Consider the following 16407-nt stretch of genomic DNA (forward strand, 5'->3'; position numbering starts at 1 on the left):
GGAACCGACAAAATCTTAGAACAATGATACACAATCAATTGGCAGTCTTTGGCTCTATCACACTGCTTTGGATATTTTGGGGGATTTTTGGGGTCAAACTTATCTTCCCACTGAACCCTTTTTATCGAAACTGGTTCCTTTGCCCTAGCGAGCGAAAAAAACAAAATAGACGACATAAAAATTGAAAACACGAAAACTAATCTCATATAGAAATGATAACTATAAACAATTTTCTGTCACTATCATTTCTATTGAAACTAGTAATATTACGGATTGAATACAAGAACCAAGAAAACGAAGAACAACACTAAGTGCACTGTTCCTTCGAGCATCGTGGTGCGCCTGTTCGAGAACGTTAACGTGCTTAAGATTAAAGTCATCCCCAGCAACGTCACTTCACGTGGAGCTAAGCCCAGGACGACTTTTTGACCCGTGAACGATGCGATCGCAAGGATCACGGGAACTGTCAGACCGACCGTTGAGGTGGCAGCCCCTAAACACAGATTCACTGTACGTTGCAGGTCATTACGAGCAACCGCACGAAGGGCACTGATGCCTTCTGGTGCGAATACGATCGCAGCTACAACCACCCCGCCCAGAGCCAATGGCAAATTCAAGGCTTTGATTTCTGCATCCAGGATTTTTGCCAAGCCCTTGGATAACAAAACGATCGGTAGGATGTTTGCCAGCAACAGGATCACGTGATTGCGCAGCTTTGCCATATCAATCGGTGGTCGCGGAGCATCGACGTCTTCGTCAACCTTACCTTCGATTTGATGAACGTAAAAAGCCCGGTGACGCCCTGTTTGTGTGATCAAGAAAACGCCGTACAAAGCGATCGAGAAAATCGAAAAGTACGTGGACTGCCAAAACGACAAGGTTCCTGACTCTGTCGAAGTTGTAAAATTCGGCAAGATCAATGCGATACATGTTAAAGGAATCAACACCGACAAATAGGAAGCGGCACCTTGAAGATTGTAAGACTGCTCACGATGTTTAAGACCACCGATGAACAACCCAAGACCGACGACACCATTCATAACAATCATCAGAACCGAGAACATCGTATCACGCCCCATAGTGGGAGCGGCATTTGAACCCAACATCACGGCCGCCACTAACGCCACCTCGATCACGACGATGGATAAAGTCAGGATCAACGTTCCGTAGGGCTCCCCCATAATTTCCGCAAGTTCTTCGGCCTCATGAACAACGCCAAAAGCTGACCACATGATCACAGCAAAGAACAACGTGAACAGAACCATCAACACCGCAGGCGATGTTACGGTGTCCATCCAACCGGCAAGAACCAGGAAATATAAAAGGACCGAACCCCATGAGGTTAACAAACGTAAATTAGAAAGATTGAACATAGGCTCCCTTTTTATATTTATTTATTTCCAAGGGAGCAGTGGGTTATGTCAAGGTCATTCCTACAACACCACGTTTGTTGATAAGAACTTAGAACTGTCTTGATGCAAAATTCCCTGAATGACCTGACGACTTGCTTGATCTTGTTTCGCTGCAACCATGCAACGAATACTGAAAGAGCGAAGCGCATCGTAAACACTCAAAGTTCCTTCGGCGGAATTCTTACGCCCGGTGAAAGGATAAACATCCGGACCACGCTGGCATTGGCTGTTAATGTTGATACGACAAACCTGATTACTTAAGCGATCGATCATTCGTCCCATTTTTTCAGCATCGCGACCAAACACACTCGCCTGATTCCCGTAAGGAGAATTCAAAATATAATCTTCGATCTCTTGAAAACTTTCATATTCAGCCAGTGGAATCACCGGACCGAACTGCTCTTCAACAGCAGCGCGGGAATTCAACGGCACATTCCCCAGAATCGCCGGGAAGAAAATATTTCCTTTAAGCTTTCCACCCTGCTCTGGATTTGCCAGCACCGCACCTTTGGAAATGGCATCGTCGATCAGACCTTGCAAATACTTTGGCTTTTCTGGATCTGGCAATGGAGTGATCGCAACTCCCTTATCCCACGGCATACCAGCAACCAGACTATTCACTTTCTGAACCAGTTTTTTAGTGAATTCCGCAGAGATCTTTTTATGCACGAAAATCATTTTTAAAGCCGTACAGCGCTGACCATTGAAGGACAAAGCTCCCCGCACGCATTCGCTCACTGCGTTGTCCAAATCCGCGTCCTCTAAAATAATCGCGGGATTTTTAGCTTCCAGACTAAGAATACTGCGGAAACGGAACGGCTGAGGATGCGCCACCTTGATTTGATTTGCCACGCGACTGGTGCCGATGAATGCCAAGACATCAATCTTGCCATCTTTCACAACGGGATTTACGATCTCACGTCCCAAACCATTGATGATATTCACCACGCCTTTAGGGAAAGCCGTACGGAAAGGCTCAAGCAACGGCTCCCACAAAAGCTGTCCGTAACGAGCAAGCTTCACCACCACAGTATTGCCCATTATCAGTGCCGGAATCAGCGTCGTGAACGTTTCGTTTAAAGGATAATTGAAAGGCCCCATACACAGGGTCACTCCCAATGGAGCCCGGCGAATCTGCGCCATCACTCCACCCGAGAATTGAAAACGACTGGCTTCGCGGTCCATGTTTTTTACTTCATTCACCGTATCATCGATGTACTGAATCGTACGATCAAACTCAGCTTGGGAGTCTGCCCAGTTTTTTCCGATCTCCCACATAAGCAGGCGACAAATGATTTCACGCTGCTCAAGCATGCCATTTCTGAAAGCCACGACCGCATTCATACGATCTTCCATGCGCGATGTTGGCCAATCGCCCAACCCCTTTGCCCAAGCTTTCGCAGCTCCGTCGACAGCTTCACCCAATATATTCGCGCTTACGTGCGGAGTCGTTCCGATTTGTTTTGGCTGACCGTCTTCTGTACAGGTCGAAAAAACCGGCTGAGCTTCATAGCCTTTATCGCGGATTTCGCCGTTAATTAAAATACGGCCATTTAACTGAGGAATACCCGGAAATTCTGGGAGCTGATAGTTCATCACGGTGGTCCTTTCAGAGGTGATAAGTTAGGTTACTCTCCTCTGGTCGTCGCGCAAGGCCTTTAGCAGCTATGTCATACCCTTGCCACCAGACATAATGTTTAAACTGTTTACAATCCTGAGGAGTTTTCAGCCCCTCTGGCGGGAGCCCTGTTGTTCCGTTAAACTCCCGGCTTAAGGAAAAACATATGAACAAGAATCTAACGCAAGTCGCATTGTCTCTTCTTGCCCTGACCCTGATCGCCGGCTGCCAGGGAACCAACCCGGGTGCTCAAGTTGAGCTAACTAACGAAACCGGAATTGTTGGTGGCGAGCCGATTGCTAAAAATAGCTCCTTGATAAAACATGCCGTGGGGCTTTTGATATTGCGCAAAGATGAATCCCAAACCACCTGCTCTGCCGTTATAATTCGAAAAGATCTAATCTTAACTGCTAGACATTGTCTGACCAATGCTAAATTGGTCTATGTGATGTTCACGAATGATATGCATTCTAAAGACTATTACTATCTGAATTCGACGACATTCATTTCATATGAAAAAAACCCTGACACGGGCAAGGATGCTGATCTTGCGTTAATCAAAGTCCGTGGGGATCTGGCACCGGGATATGAACCCATCAATATGCCGACCGAAACCATTCGCGCTAAACCAGGTTTGGACATTATTCATATTGGCTTTGGGCAAAGCAAAAGCATCGCAAACAGTCCGACCGACGAAAAGGGATGGGGAATCCTTCGTACCGTCAAACAAAAGGTCTTGTACATGTACGACATTATGGAGAAGAATTCGCAATCTTTTGTGGTGGATCAATCCAATCTTAAGGGAATCTGCTATGGAGATTCCGGTGGCCCAGCTTATACGGTCTCGAACGGTAAGTACTACCTAGTGGGTATTAATGAAGGAACCTTGGCTGGTTACAACAAAGACCCCAATGACACGGACACCTGTCATGGTCGCAGTTTGCTCGTCGACGTTTTTGCCACGAAAAAATGGATATTAGACAACGCTGCGAAACTTCAATAAGCTTCTTACCCAAGGAGCTTTCATGAGAGCAAAAGTCCACAGAATTGATGGTCATCATTTTAAATTTGAAGTTCGCGGAATGCAGGGAGATATCGACGTTGCCTTCGCTGATGGCAAGTCCGCAGGCCCAAGCCCGAAAGAATTAGTACTTGCCGCTTTATGTGGATGCACAGGAACAGACGTTGTTGATCTGATGGCCAAGTTTCAAGTGCAATATGAAAGCTTCGATCTGGAAGCCCGTGCGGGACTAACCGACAAGCATCCAAAAATCTTCACGCGCATTGATTTGACCTACTCAGTAAAAGGCGCTGGCATCGACGCCGCGCAAGTTGTCGAGGCAGCCAAACGCTCGACTCATCAATACAGCGGAACCGCAGCGATGCTTTCAAAAGCGGTTCCCATTTTCTATACTGTTCAAGTCAACGGAGAAACCGTTGCCACTGATCAAGCGCAATTCGCGTAAATAAAAAAGCCCCGGGGGACAATCCGGGGCCTTTCGAGTGCAACCGCTATTCGAAATGCGGGTACACAAATAATTTAAAGATCACCAAAAGAACAACCAAAACTCCCAGAATAATAATTCCACGAGAATTGTGTTTTACATCGGGAGGCACGCTAGTGTGTGATGACTTGTTTTCCATACAAATAAATCCATTCCCTTCGCTTTCAAAGCAAAGGTGTTAAGTTCGTAAAAACTAAAATTAAACTGTGGGATTAGATGATGGAAACTGGCGGGGCTCGGGACTGAGACCAATTAAATTCAACAAGACTTTGATAACGATAGGAAACAGGATCGCGATGGCCGTATTCGACCTCGGGATTTAAAAGTACAAATTCCGTGACGACAGCAAAGAACGTCGGCAGACGATCTGTGTTTTTAAAGAAACGAAGATTACTTGAAAGTTCAAAGGCTAGCGTGGGACTCGCAACCAGACGTTGCACTGAAGAAACAGACGCACCACTGCCCGCTGCGACTTCCAGTTGTGGAAAGCTCGCAAAAAACAAAAATGCGAAAAGAAATAGAAAACCTGAATACTTCACAAGCTTCACGCTAACAGCGTTTGCAAGTCTTGTCAAAACTCGGACTATTCGCCTGAGACGATTGAATTGGAAGTGGAGCTGACATGGATTGTGATCGTTTTCGCATCCTGCTGCGCACGATACTCTGCGGAACCATTGACCAAAGCCACTGCGCCACAAAGCACCATAATAACCAGAACGCCTAATCCAAAAATTTTAAGTGTGTTCATGCTTCTTAGTATACAAGCTCCCCAGAGGGACCGCGAACCGCGTTCTCACAACGGGACGCTATATTCACGAGTGTCGAAAAGTTAGCGCATAATTCCTTCACGGCTCAGAGGAAAATCGTCAATATCTTCGACACGAACTACAGCACTGATAATTCACAGTGAAAGTGCTCATTGATTGTGAGTCTTTGTGGAGATTCCTAGAATATCCCTCTGCAAGGAGTTTTTCATGGAATTAAAAGATCAGGTTATCATCGTTACGGGTGCCGCCAGTGGAATCGGAAGAGAGTCCGCCGTCGCTCTTGCTAAAAAAGGCGCAAAAATAATTTCTGCTGACTACAACGATCAAGGGGCGGAAAAGACCGCCGAAGAATTGCGCGAAATCGGCGTCCCCGCCTTTTCATTCAAAGTCGATGTTTCCAAAGCGGAACAAGTCAAAGCTCTGGTCGACTTTGCTGTCGAAAAATTTGGGACCTTAAACGGGATCTTTAATAATGCCGGTATAGGTCTGGTGAAACCGTTTCTGGAAATGGAACCCGCCTCTTACATGAAAGTTATCGAGGTCGATCAACACAGCGTTTATTATGGAATGTGGTACGCGGCTAAGAAAATGGTGGAACTTAAAGCCAAGGGTACATTCGTTAACACCGCTTCTATATATGGGACCATGGCTTCTGAAGGAAGTTTCAATTACAACGCCGCGAAAGCCGCCGTCGTGATGATGAGCAAAACCGCCGCATTAGAACTGGCTCCGTATGGCATTCGCGTGGTCGGAGTGGCGCCGGGCTTTATCAACACATCAATTCTGGGTGATGATAAAGCCATGAAGGATACTTTGGCGAAACAACATATGCATGGGCGTTTGATTGAACCCGAAAAAGTGGCAAGTGTAGTGGCCTTTTTGTTCTCTGACGCTGCCCAAGCGATCAATGGAACAACTGTTCCCGTGGATGACGGGTTTCTGGTGTTTAAGAAATAGTAGAATTTTATCCCGCGACGCCTTAGGATTTTCTTATGAACAAAAATCTTCAGAAAATCGTTTTGGCTGTCGTGGGAATTGTCATTGTCGCAATCGCAGCTCGTTATAGCTATTACGGGTCCCTGGTTCGATCTTGCATTTACACCGAAGAAGAAAAAACCGTGGCGCCCCGCTTTAAAGATGCCAAGATCCATTTATTCCGACAAGCCGCTGTCATCTCGGGTCCCACCGAAGAATATGCCTGCCTGCCTTTGATGAATCAGTTCACCAACCGCATTCAAGAAGTCCAATATGCTCATCACGACAAAGGCGACAAAACCCTGATCGACGAGAAATCCAATTTAGAGTTTTCTATTGTCCGCTATATCTCGGTCACTAAACATGGGATTACGACCATCGATTCCGGCAAAGGCCCCATTGATTACCTGATATTGCAAGACCAGCTGGGAAAATTCTATCGCGTCGCCGTCGTAAGCTTAGGGATCAACCGCGACAGCGATGAATACCTAAAGGCCTCCACCAGCGAAGGCGAGGAAGTTCTCTCTCCGGAGACGGCCTTTTTAGAATAACAACACCGCGCGTCCTGTAATAACATCAGGGTTTCGTCAAGAATTGTGAATTTTATTGAGTCACGGAAATACCGGGACTACAAAAGTTCTATGAAAAGACTGACTCTGACAGCTTCTTTGATCCTGATTCTTCCTTTAACGTCCCAAGCCGACTGGACACAGATTTCGGCGCGGGATTTTACCATGCAGGATCCACCGATCTCAGAATCCTCGGTTGAAAAAGCAGAAGTCGACGTCATGTTTGATCTGCAAAACCGCCGCACCGAAGCTGAGTGCGCCATGGCCGAAAAACAGCAAAGCCCCACATTCGATGCTTTCTATAAAAAATCAGGCCTTTTCACTGCCGAAGAATACGCAAAAATCCAAAGACCTCTGATGCAAGCCTCCTCCCTGGCTTCAAAAATTTCTGAATCCTTTAAAGACCACTATCACCGCCCCCGTCCTTACAGCGATTACTCTCGCCTTCGTCCCTGCATTCCTCCTCCAGGTGGTTCAAAATCTTACCCAAGCATGCACGCCGCCGTCAGCATGACTGACGCCTGCATTATGGCTGCGATCTTTCCAGATCGTGCTCAGCAGATTTTGACTTACGGAGATCGTCTGGGAACTCTACGTACAGTGGTGGGAGTTCACTATCCTTCGGATGTTACGGCGGGTAAAATCCTGGGTGAGCAAATTTGCAAGGCCCTGTTAGCTGATCCTTCATATACAAAGCTCCTGCCTCATAATTAGCTCTATAGTCTGCGACACTAAATAGATCGAAATCCAAAACTAAACAAATGCGACTTGAAAGTCTCATCATGAGACTTTCATCAAATACTACTGTTTCCAGCCAAAAGTGCCGATTTATTCCGTAAGTACTTTGAAAGGTGCCGGAATGTTGAAACTTATTGGTAAATCCACCGCCATTATTCTTTTTATCGCCTCTCTTTTCTGTGGTGCCTATGCCCTTGCTGATGACGCCAGCGACATGGCAGGTGCGATTGAAAAAACCCAAAAAGACCTGCGTAGCTCGCAAACTCGCCAAGGTATGACCAAAGAGTCCCCTGAGGCCGCTCAAGTCGCTGAAAAAGTTAAAAGCATGTCAGGCAGCTCAGCCAACGAAAACGAAATGTACGACCTTGCAGCAGATGTTTTGGGCAACATGAAGGGCATGTCTCAAGAGCAGCTAATGAAAGTCATGCAGGAAGCGCAAAAAGATCCAGAGGGCTTTTTGAAAACATGGACTCCCGAGCAACGTAAGAAATTGGAAGGCATCGCGGAGCGCCTGCCCGCTTCTAAAAAAGGCAAACAGCCATAATCTCTATCCGTCAGAGAGTGTCTGTCTCACGGAACGATTCACACGGAACAACTACACCGTCAAAAAACGAAGTCATAAGAATTTGACAGCATAAAGCCCATGCTGTCACTTTCGTACTTTTCATCTACTTCAGCTAAAAATGAACAGACTCTCGCCGGGCCAGAATTTGCTTTGATAACTTGTGAAAGGATCGCAACAAGACTCGCGGAATTTTCCCGAATCTTGGATTGCGAAAACAGGCTATGAAAAAGGCATTTATTATTTTGAATCTTTTAATTTACAGCTTTCACGCCAACGCAAAAACCGCCTCGATTCTGGAATCCCTCAGCAGCAGTTGTAAGTACCGTTCCGAAAAATTCATCGCGAGCATGGATAAAATCAAACCGCGCTATGCTTACGGATACATCAACGACTGGCTGATGAATTTGAATTGCAAGATGCCGCCGAACGCGAAGGACTAGATCCCATCGTCGCTGTCACTCCGGAAATCTTGTCACAAAAATACTGCGACCAGATAAAATCAGTGAAAAGTCAGGAATTTGAAATTTACTTTTTAGATAAACAGTTCAAGGACGCCGGGATGAAAAAAGCGGAGATTGAAAAAGAACTGTTCAAAGCCAAGTACCTTTTAGACTCGCCGATGCTTTAGAAGGCTTTAAAATCAAAGTAAAGGAGTGACTTAAAAAATCACTCCTTTCACAAGCTCAGTGAAGAGATTATTTAACTGAAAATCGCTCACTTAATGTGTCCTCGTTTTGATTACAGTCGTAATCACACCTCTTGACCCGCTCCTGCTCCCCACGCTAGAAGTCGCACCATGAACCACACTTATCGCGACATTCTTTCTTCAGAACTGCTCACACGCAAGCAAAGCAATCCGCGGTTTTCTTTGCGGGCTTTCGCGAAACAATTGGATTTGAGTGCCAGCCATCTTTCTTCATTGATTATCGGAAAAAGAAATCTGACGCCGCAGCAGGCTCACAAGCTTTTAAACAAACTTGAACTATCTCCGGCAGACAAATCTTTATTTTTATCTTCGGCCTTTCCTCATATACTAGAAACACCCACAGCTCAGGAACGCCAGACGCAGCTTATCGCCGACGACAAATTTACTTTTCTGGCCGATTGGTATCACTTCGCAATCTTGAGCCTGGGAGATATTTCTCTCAATAAAGCCACACCGGCTTGGGTTTCAGAACGCCTGGGAATCAGCGAGCTGCAAGCCCGCGATGCTCTCAACCGTCTGCAACGTCTGGATCTAATTTCTATTAAATCAGACGGCAGCTTTAAACAGACTGGAAATCCCTTAACGACGACGGATGATATTCCATCAGGTGCCATCAAGGCCTACCACCGCAGTGTGATCGATCTGGCAAAAACAAAACTTGATACAGTTCCTGTCGAGGAGCGTGAATACGGCGCGATCACATTGGCCATCAATCCCGCGAAGATTGGTAAAGCCAAAAAGATGATTCGCGATTTTCAGAACCAGCTTTGCGAAGAACTCGAAGTCGGCAAAAAGAAATCAGTCTACACGCTCTCTGTGCAATTCTTCCCCGTCTCGGAAACCAAGGAATAAAAATGAAACACCGCTTTTTAATTTCAGTCTTATTCCTTTTAGTAAGTTCAACTTCTTTTGCCTGGAACCGTGTTGGTAACGGCGGCGGCGCCTGGATATGTCGCAGTTACGTCGGAAGTTTTTCTAATACCGAAGTTTCATGGGTTGCCCAAATCGATTTGCATGAAGCCTCATCGCAATACGGCCTTAAGATTAAAAACTTCAGTGGCAACTATCGCAGCATTGTTAAAAAAGTGGCCCAGCGTTTAAGCGCGTTGCCAAACAATCCTCTTGCCGGACTTGCGCCATTTTTGAAAGAGGTCAATGATCTAAGACCGGGACAACACGTCACTTATGTCGATCATGATTTAAACATCATCAACGATGCACTTTATTTTGCAGTACCAAAGGCATCGGCTTGCCCCAAGGGACGAATTCGTTACGAGCAAATCGTAAATTTCGACAACAATGGTTTCATTTTTGTTCAAAAAAGTCTTTTTAATCATTTATCGGAAAGATCCAAGGCCGCAATGGTTCTGCACGAAGCCATCTATGCCTATCGCCGCAGCTTGGGTGACACTGATTCCTTAAACAGCCGTCGCATTGTGGGTTTGGCTTTCTCAACTTTACCGGACGAGGAAATCAGCTGGCACCTTTCGTATTTAAAAAACGACATCGCACTCCGGTACCCACCTAGCTATAATTTTTATATTAAAATGATATCCGATGAAGGTCAGATTCAACCGTTGTGGAGCATCCCGATTCGTTTGACAGGTTTGACTAAAGGGGCCTCGACGGAAAATGCTGCCCTGGAAGTCGTTTCCAATTACTTAGGGTTTGCTTTCATGTACGTTGATCCTATAATCAACCCGATTAAAGCCGCTCCGAACTTAAGCATCCGCCTCAATGATGGTAATACCTATACAGCGCCGCTAACACCGAATGGTTGGGCGAAAAGACTGTCCCCCAACCTATTTAGCACCAACCCTAAATACTCCTGCGAAGCTGTCACCATGGTTGGCTATAACGACGTTCATATCATTTGCGTAAGCCTGCCTAAGAACTAAGAGAACTTTCCCCTTGTCTCATTTTGAGATAGAACCGGACACCTTAAGGACCGAAGTCCTTAAGCCGATAAAGGTTCATGTCAAATGCAGCCGAAAAAATTCAGTTCGTTCCAAGAGGTAATCTAAAAAGAACTTTGGCGTATCGTCCAATGCTGAACCGATGGTCCTATTTCCAGATGGGTTATGGGGGCTTCTTATTTCTTTTGGGAATTGGCGCAATTATCCATAATGCGACTTGTGATTGCTCCGCTCAAGCAAGGATCTCTTTAGGGAACTCCACAGCCCTCTTTCTTGGCCTGTCTGCAGTCCTTTTCTGGGCCGCGCGCAAAACACGTGAGCTTTCCAAAACGTTAGTGCATGTCACCCCAGAAGATATCACCCTCGATAAACCGAACAAGACGATTGAGATCGCTTACAAAGACATCAGCTCCGTCAAACTGGCATTCGTTCCCAGACTGGGCGGATGGATTGAGATTCATCTTAAAGACAAATCCATGCACAAATTTCCGGTAGGACTTGAGCGTAGTGAATATATTTTGGAATCAATTGCCAACTACAATCCGCAACTGGTCTCAATGGAACAGATCGAACAGTACCGCAGAACTTCAATTGTCGGTGATCACATAGGGGCGCGCATAGAAGAAGTCCTTCGCAATTGGCGCTCCATGTTGGCACGATATGTAGGATTACCTTTGATGACTGTCCTTATCGCGACCGGTATAAGATACCTGCGTGGCAAGCCTATGAATAATGGTGATGATCTTATGATCGTAACCATGGTCTTTGGAATGATCAGCATGGTCATAGGCGCCAACTTGTACTGGCTGACAGAGAACCGAATCTCGACAAATATCCGCAAAAGACTTATCAATGATCCGAACAACGCTGCCCGCGACTTGGCCTACGAAAGTAAAGTGATCAAGCTGGCACAAAAAGCCCACGTGGTACTTTTCTTTTGTGCTGTTGCTGCGCTTTTTATCTGGATTAAAAAGTAAATGGACGTGATACACCCTCCTTGGCGCGTCGCGCATCATTGACGACGCCCACACCCAAGGTTAAATTTAAAGTCCCTTAGCAAAGCTCCTCCTGGGAGCTTTTTCTTTTCGGTGCGCGCGGGTGGTGGAATTGGTAGACACGTACGTTTGAGGGGCGTATGCGCAAGCGTGAGGGTTCAAGTCCCTCTCCGCGCACCATTCTATCGGTGGCAAATTTCCACAAGTGTTACGTCTAATTCTGTGAGTTTTCCCTCTCTCGTAGTTACAAGTTCGCAATCCGATGAAATAAAATGGAAAGCTGTAGGAAGACACAGTACAGATTTACTGTATCGCCATTTTGGCTATTGGGGGATCTGTGAAAACACTTAAACATTATTTGTACGCACTAGCGATAGCAGCGACTTTAATGAGTTCCGTTCCCGCATCAGCTGACACCATTGAATTGCGTTCCGATACCTGGTGTCCCTATGTTTGCGACAACAAAGCCGCTCCCGGATACATGATCGAAGCCTTCATCCGCATTTTTGAAAAACACGGCCACAAAGTAAATTTTGAAATCGTCAATTGGGCTCGCGCCGTCAATGAGACCCGTCAAAACAAAGCCCATGTTATTGTGGGTGCGATGGTGAATGACTCGCCCGATTTTGTCTTTCCGGAAAAATCCTTTGGTACGGGTGATGACTATTTCTATGTTCCACGCGACTCAACTTGGACCTATACCGGCGAGCCTTCTTTGAAAGGCAAAAAAGTCGGTGTGATCAATGGCTATGCCTATGGCGGTTTGGTTGATGATATTATCCGTAAGCGCAAAGACGTCTTCATTTCTATGTCGGGTGATCACCCGCTTGAACAACTTTTCCGCATGGTTAAAAACAAACGCTTAGATGCTTTTATCGAAAACGATGCCGTCTTTAAATATACTCTTAGAGAACTAAAGTTAAATCCGAACGACTATAAACGAGTCAGCGAAAACGTCGCAGATGATCCAAGATTATGGGCCGCGTTTTCTCCGAAGAATAAAAAATCGGTTGCCTACGGTAAGATTTTTTCAAAAGGCATTGTGGAACTTCGCCAAAGCGGCGAACTGCAAAAGATCCTGGCTAAATACGGGCTCACCGATTGGGAACCCCTGCCAAAACAATCACGTTAACTTATAATAGATCGCGATCCAAGGGGCTACTGGATTCACAGCTGAACTTCATGCTCTGCTCGGTGTCGCGCTTCAACGTAATCGTGGTGCGACGAACGGAATTAAAGACAGACACGATATCGGAACCGTCCAACACGCTTGTAAAACCCGTTTTCTCGTCAGTCACTTCCATACTGAGTGGGCTTCCATCAATCAACGAAGTGGAAAGCTTTAACAGATATCCATCCACCGTCATTTGCGTCACCTCTCCCGGAACAATAGAAACCCACGGGAACGAATTCTGATTATTTAATATCACCGAGCACGCTAAACGAACGTTGAACAATGCTGGACCGTTCTCAAAACCAAAAATCCCTGGGCGAGACCGAGGTTTCGCTTTAATCACCTCGTCAATACCACCACGCAAAAGATCGTCATTCATTCCCGAATACAGCAAGCCCATGATTTGACGAGTGCGGTAAGAACTCTCATCACCCAGCTCTTGCCTTAGGGCATAGTAGATTTCTTCGTGCAGCAGGATTGCTGCCTTCTGATAATTCGAGAACTGAGGCAATCCCCAAACACGACTTGAATAAATTACTTCACCATCAAGATTGGCGTCTGCCAGTTGAACATAAGACACCACTCCCGCAGGACAGCTGGAGACTGGTGGTTTATAACGAAGCTCCGCATCCGGTAGATAATTTAAAGCATCAGGAACGGGGCGTAGTCTGCTGCGGATGTTTAAAGGGTGCTTTTCCAAAAGAGCATCCAGCTTTGGCAGTACACGCTTAATGTAAGCGCGTTGCTCTTCTAACAGGCCCCACTCGCTTCCCTCTTTTTCAACAAGCTTTCCTGGTAGTACGAATTCAACCTTGGTTAAATCCGCGGCTTTAACCCAAAGGACCTCGCCGCCATCGATTTTGCGGCAAACCCAGCCGCCCCCCCCACTGTTCACGCGTGGAGCTGCGAATACTAAAGAAGCACTTAGCAAAACGATCAACACAGAGAAATATCTCATATAAGATCCTTTTCAGATTTTTTGGAAAGCATATAAAATTGCAAATTCACTTGGAAAACTTCTTCGCCCTGACTTTTTTCAAGATCACGGATGAAAGCATCCATAAACAGGCGCAGACGCTTTTTCGCTTTCGGAATATCCGCCTTGTTCATAGGAATAGAGGCATTTTGAAATTCAAGCTGTTCTGGTGGCAAAGACGTCAAAGCCAATCCTGCCAGATGCAAATGCTGACGGTGATTTTCACGCACAGCTTGCGAGGCGACATCATGGGGAGTTTCGATATCCCCGTCATTCATTGCAACATACTTGCCGTTTTCTTTACTAATGAAGCCAAGCTTAATCAGACGCTCGAAAGATTCCTTCGCGATTTCGTGCGGGATACCCAAGCGCTCCCCGATCCAGCGACCCGTCCCACGGAAGTCTTTTGTATTTAAAAGCGCCAGAATCGCAAAGTGATGCCACTCGGCCACGGCTTTGAAATTATCTAACGTTACTTTGTTCTGAGGCGAACGTTTGGTTTTTAAAATACGGGCACGTAATTGCTGACCACTGCGCGAGTTTTCTGCAAGTTGGTCACGTGCCACTAAACGCATCAAGTGAGCTTCTTCTTCGGGAGTCATATCCAGGATCTGACTGATCTTGCTGGCAGACGCGATAGACAAAGTCTTTTGCGAATTCATCACGCGAGACAAATAGGAATGAGAGATACCCGCGATACGCGCAAAGCCGCGAAGACTCATGTTACGCTGGGAAACCTTGCTGGAGAAAAGATCCTGCAAAAATGTCTGGTAATCTTGGTATTCGAGAGGTGAAATCATGGGGCTGGTATATGCAGCTTTGACGCGATTGTCTAGCTTAGTGGTGCCCAATGGACACCATTATAATACGGTCACAAATCACGTGTAAAAATCACCTATTTATAAAGAGCAAATAAGTTAGGATCGGAGCCAATTGCCACGAAAGCAAGTTCGCTGTGAGGGATGCTTTCCAGGTCGTTTTCAGAGGGAGCTTACCGAAATAGGCATGCAGGAAGGACTCAGCGACAAATGCGAAACCCTCGGCGAGCAGTATCGCCTCTAGATAACTTAAACGCGAAGCCATGACGACAAAAAATACAATCGGATGAGTAAGAGTATTAGCTAAAGTGGTCAACACGAAGGTGGAACCAAAAGGCTTCATACCTCTGTAAAACAAAAAGTAAACGAAGACTTCGATGGTACTCGACTGCAGAAAGATATAGACGTAACTAAGTTTTTCCATGGGTCTTTCGCAATCTGATTAACAAATACAAAGCCACGGCGATTAATCCCATCCAGCTCGCCGTAAAACCAGGATCTGAGAAAAGATATTCACGGGCTTGAGTCGCTTGAAACAAATAAGGATACAGATAGTGCTCATCAGCACTTAAAATATGCAGCAAGCCCAGCGGTGTCAGCATCGTGGCGATTTCAAAATTCACATCACCAACAGAGCCCAGCACTGTAAAGCCGCTAAATACAGACAGGGCCAGGAGAGAAACTCCCCACAGCCCTGCAAATAGAAAGTTTAGTTTCTGCTTTGGCACGAGTTTGGTTCCCAAACGTGATTGTCGCCACCGTCATTATCAGATTCGTAGGGACGACCAAAACTGATTGAGCACTCCGTCGTGGAAGGAATTGTTTCAATCGGCTTTGAATAGTCGTTATCTTGTTTGTTGTTTTTGCGTTTTTGATTGCAATAGATAGAAACAGAACCATCAGGACCTGTGATTAAAACACTGCGCTGTGTGAACCAAGGAGCGCCTGAACCACTCAAACCCAACGCTTCATAAATTTTGTAAGCGTCGCCGCCCTTAAAAGTAATCTCGCCGTTAACAGATTTAACCGAGTTTACTTTGATAAATGGGATGGAAGAATCGTTTGCAGATGCTGTCACTGCGGATAGTAAAAGAGCTAGACCTAAAATAATGCGCATAAATCTCCTAAAGAGTGAGTTGTTGTTGACGTGATTTTTATGCGCAGTTCAAAAAAGGTACAAGATACCCACCTGCCAAAGTGGTTCCCGCTGGTCACCACCGTAACATTCTTACCTGTTGACCGATTTTTCGCCCCGCCTAACCCCACGAAACCCGGATCCTTTATGGGTTTCCCACCGTTTAAGCCCACTTTTTCCGCATTTTTTTTATTTCCCGATTAACCCCTGTCAGGGGGCAGATCGTCTTACTTACAACAGAGCATGGATGCTCTAGAGGGGGATGAAGGCCACGGAAGGCCAGCTGACACCCTCAAACAGGAAAACGATCTTAAGAAGGAGGTACGAATTTATGGAATTAAGAGAAGTTGCAATGTTCTGCCTCTTCTACTCAGGAGTTGTCATGTACACCCTGTGGCTCACGGTGGCTCGAAAGCCCGAACGAGTGAGATCTTCGCGGAAATAAAATTATTTTGTGGATCATGAGGGTTTGGTGGTTCCCCTCACGATTCAGGGGGAGCAGGTGCTCCCCCATTTTTTTTGTCTTCATGCAACCACT

At 46.0% G+C, this 16407-nt stretch carries 20 protein-coding genes and 1 tRNA gene; 12 read left to right on the plus strand and 9 right to left on the minus strand.

Annotation, left to right across the window (positions count from 1 at the left end; translation table 11 throughout):
* Positions 1 to 266: 266 nt before the first annotated feature.
* Together DOM22_RS11900 and DOM22_RS11905 are read right to left on the minus strand one after the other, a co-directional pair.
* Positions 267 to 1373 (minus strand): calcium:proton antiporter, encoded by a 1107-nt coding sequence (locus DOM22_RS11900; RefSeq protein ID WP_142700589.1) that lies wholly within the window; start codon positions 1371 to 1373, stop codon positions 267 to 269.
* A gap of 60 nt (positions 1374 to 1433) precedes the next feature.
* Positions 1434 to 3008, minus strand: a complete 1575-nt coding sequence (locus tag DOM22_RS11905) for an aldehyde dehydrogenase family protein (protein ID WP_142700590.1) — start codon at positions 3006 to 3008, stop codon at positions 1434 to 1436.
* A gap of 188 nt (positions 3009 to 3196) precedes the next feature.
* Here DOM22_RS11905 and DOM22_RS11910 point away from each other — a divergent pair, with 188 nt between their 5' ends.
* The gene (locus tag DOM22_RS11910) at positions 3197 to 4033 is read left to right on the plus strand and encodes a trypsin-like serine protease (RefSeq protein WP_142700591.1); all 837 of its coding nucleotides are present in this window, start codon (positions 3197 to 3199) and stop codon (positions 4031 to 4033) included.
* Between the two features lie 22 nt (positions 4034 to 4055).
* Complete coding sequence (locus DOM22_RS11915) at positions 4056 to 4496, plus strand: OsmC family protein (protein ID WP_142700592.1); 441 nt, start codon at positions 4056 to 4058, stop codon at positions 4494 to 4496.
* A 251-nt stretch (positions 4497 to 4747) separates the two neighbouring features.
* Here the strand turns inward: DOM22_RS11915 and DOM22_RS11920 are convergent, their stop codons facing one another.
* Together DOM22_RS11920 and DOM22_RS19935 are read right to left on the minus strand one after the other, a co-directional pair.
* A complete protein-coding gene (locus DOM22_RS11920; RefSeq protein WP_210415620.1) occupies positions 4748 to 5110 on the minus strand; it encodes a hypothetical protein in 363 nt (120 codons plus the stop codon).
* An 8-nt stretch (positions 5111 to 5118) separates the two neighbouring features.
* Positions 5119 to 5283: a hypothetical protein gene (locus DOM22_RS19935; protein WP_168196640.1), complete on the minus strand. Its 165-nt coding sequence runs from the start codon at positions 5281 to 5283 to the stop codon at positions 5119 to 5121.
* A 226-nt stretch (positions 5284 to 5509) separates the two neighbouring features.
* Between DOM22_RS19935 and DOM22_RS11925 the strand changes: the two genes are divergently transcribed.
* From DOM22_RS11925 to DOM22_RS11970, 10 genes are all read left to right on the plus strand, one after another.
* Entirely contained in the window at positions 5510 to 6259 is a 750-nt protein-coding gene (locus tag DOM22_RS11925; protein WP_142700594.1) for an SDR family NAD(P)-dependent oxidoreductase, read from the plus strand.
* A gap of 35 nt (positions 6260 to 6294) precedes the next feature.
* Entirely contained in the window at positions 6295 to 6828 is a 534-nt protein-coding gene (locus DOM22_RS11930; protein WP_142700595.1) for a hypothetical protein, read from the plus strand.
* Positions 6829 to 6918: 90 nt separating this feature from the next.
* Positions 6919 to 7560, plus strand: a complete 642-nt coding sequence (locus DOM22_RS11935) for a phosphatase PAP2 family protein (RefSeq protein WP_142700596.1) — start codon at positions 6919 to 6921, stop codon at positions 7558 to 7560.
* Between the two features lie 145 nt (positions 7561 to 7705).
* Positions 7706 to 8128 carry a hypothetical protein gene (locus DOM22_RS11940; RefSeq protein WP_142700597.1) on the plus strand — a complete coding sequence of 141 codons (423 nt, stop codon included), beginning with the start codon at positions 7706 to 7708 and terminating at the stop codon, positions 8126 to 8128.
* Positions 8129 to 8370: 242 nt separating this feature from the next.
* Complete coding sequence (locus DOM22_RS11945; RefSeq protein WP_142700598.1) at positions 8371 to 8589, plus strand: hypothetical protein; 219 nt, start codon at positions 8371 to 8373, stop codon at positions 8587 to 8589.
* Positions 8590 to 8945: 356 nt separating this feature from the next.
* Complete coding sequence (locus DOM22_RS11950) at positions 8946 to 9707, plus strand: TIGR02147 family protein (RefSeq protein ID WP_142700599.1); 762 nt, start codon at positions 8946 to 8948, stop codon at positions 9705 to 9707.
* A gap of 2 nt (positions 9708 to 9709) precedes the next feature.
* Positions 9710 to 10753, plus strand: a complete 1044-nt coding sequence (locus DOM22_RS11955) for a hypothetical protein (protein WP_142700600.1) — start codon at positions 9710 to 9712, stop codon at positions 10751 to 10753.
* Positions 10754 to 10830: 77 nt separating this feature from the next.
* Positions 10831 to 11748 carry a hypothetical protein gene (locus DOM22_RS11960; RefSeq protein WP_142700601.1) on the plus strand — a complete coding sequence of 306 codons (918 nt, stop codon included), beginning with the start codon at positions 10831 to 10833 and terminating at the stop codon, positions 11746 to 11748.
* A gap of 115 nt (positions 11749 to 11863) precedes the next feature.
* A tRNA-Leu gene (locus tag DOM22_RS11965) sits at positions 11864 to 11946 on the plus strand.
* A gap of 157 nt (positions 11947 to 12103) precedes the next feature.
* Positions 12104 to 12898: an ABC transporter substrate-binding protein gene (locus DOM22_RS11970; RefSeq protein WP_142700602.1), complete on the plus strand. Its 795-nt coding sequence runs from the start codon at positions 12104 to 12106 to the stop codon at positions 12896 to 12898.
* A gap of 1 nt (position 12899) precedes the next feature.
* Here the strand turns inward: DOM22_RS11970 and DOM22_RS11975 are convergent, their stop codons facing one another.
* The 5 genes from DOM22_RS11975 to DOM22_RS11995 form a co-directional block, all read right to left on the minus strand.
* Positions 12900 to 13898 (minus strand): hypothetical protein, encoded by a 999-nt coding sequence (locus DOM22_RS11975; RefSeq protein WP_142700603.1) that lies wholly within the window; start codon positions 13896 to 13898, stop codon positions 12900 to 12902.
* Positions 13895 to 14716, minus strand: a complete 822-nt coding sequence (locus DOM22_RS11980) for a TIGR02147 family protein (protein ID WP_142700604.1) — start codon at positions 14714 to 14716, stop codon at positions 13895 to 13897. The genes DOM22_RS11975 and DOM22_RS11980 overlap by 4 nt, the downstream gene beginning before the upstream one ends.
* A gap of 91 nt (positions 14717 to 14807) precedes the next feature.
* Positions 14808 to 15158 (minus strand): hypothetical protein, encoded by a 351-nt coding sequence (locus DOM22_RS11985; protein ID WP_142700605.1) that lies wholly within the window; start codon positions 15156 to 15158, stop codon positions 14808 to 14810.
* The gene (locus DOM22_RS11990; protein WP_142700606.1) at positions 15145 to 15462 is read right to left on the minus strand and encodes a hypothetical protein; all 318 of its coding nucleotides are present in this window, start codon (positions 15460 to 15462) and stop codon (positions 15145 to 15147) included. The genes DOM22_RS11985 and DOM22_RS11990 overlap by 14 nt, the downstream gene beginning before the upstream one ends.
* Positions 15444 to 15851 carry a hypothetical protein gene (locus tag DOM22_RS11995; protein ID WP_142700607.1) on the minus strand — a complete coding sequence of 136 codons (408 nt, stop codon included), beginning with the start codon at positions 15849 to 15851 and terminating at the stop codon, positions 15444 to 15446. Before DOM22_RS11995 ends, DOM22_RS11990 begins: the two co-directional genes overlap by 19 nt.
* Between the last annotated feature and the right edge of the window lie 556 nt (positions 15852 to 16407).

Origin of the sequence: Bdellovibrio sp. ZAP7 (assembly GCF_006874645.1) — a bacterium.
Lineage (GTDB): Bacteria > Bdellovibrionota > Bdellovibrionia > Bdellovibrionales > Bdellovibrionaceae > Bdellovibrio.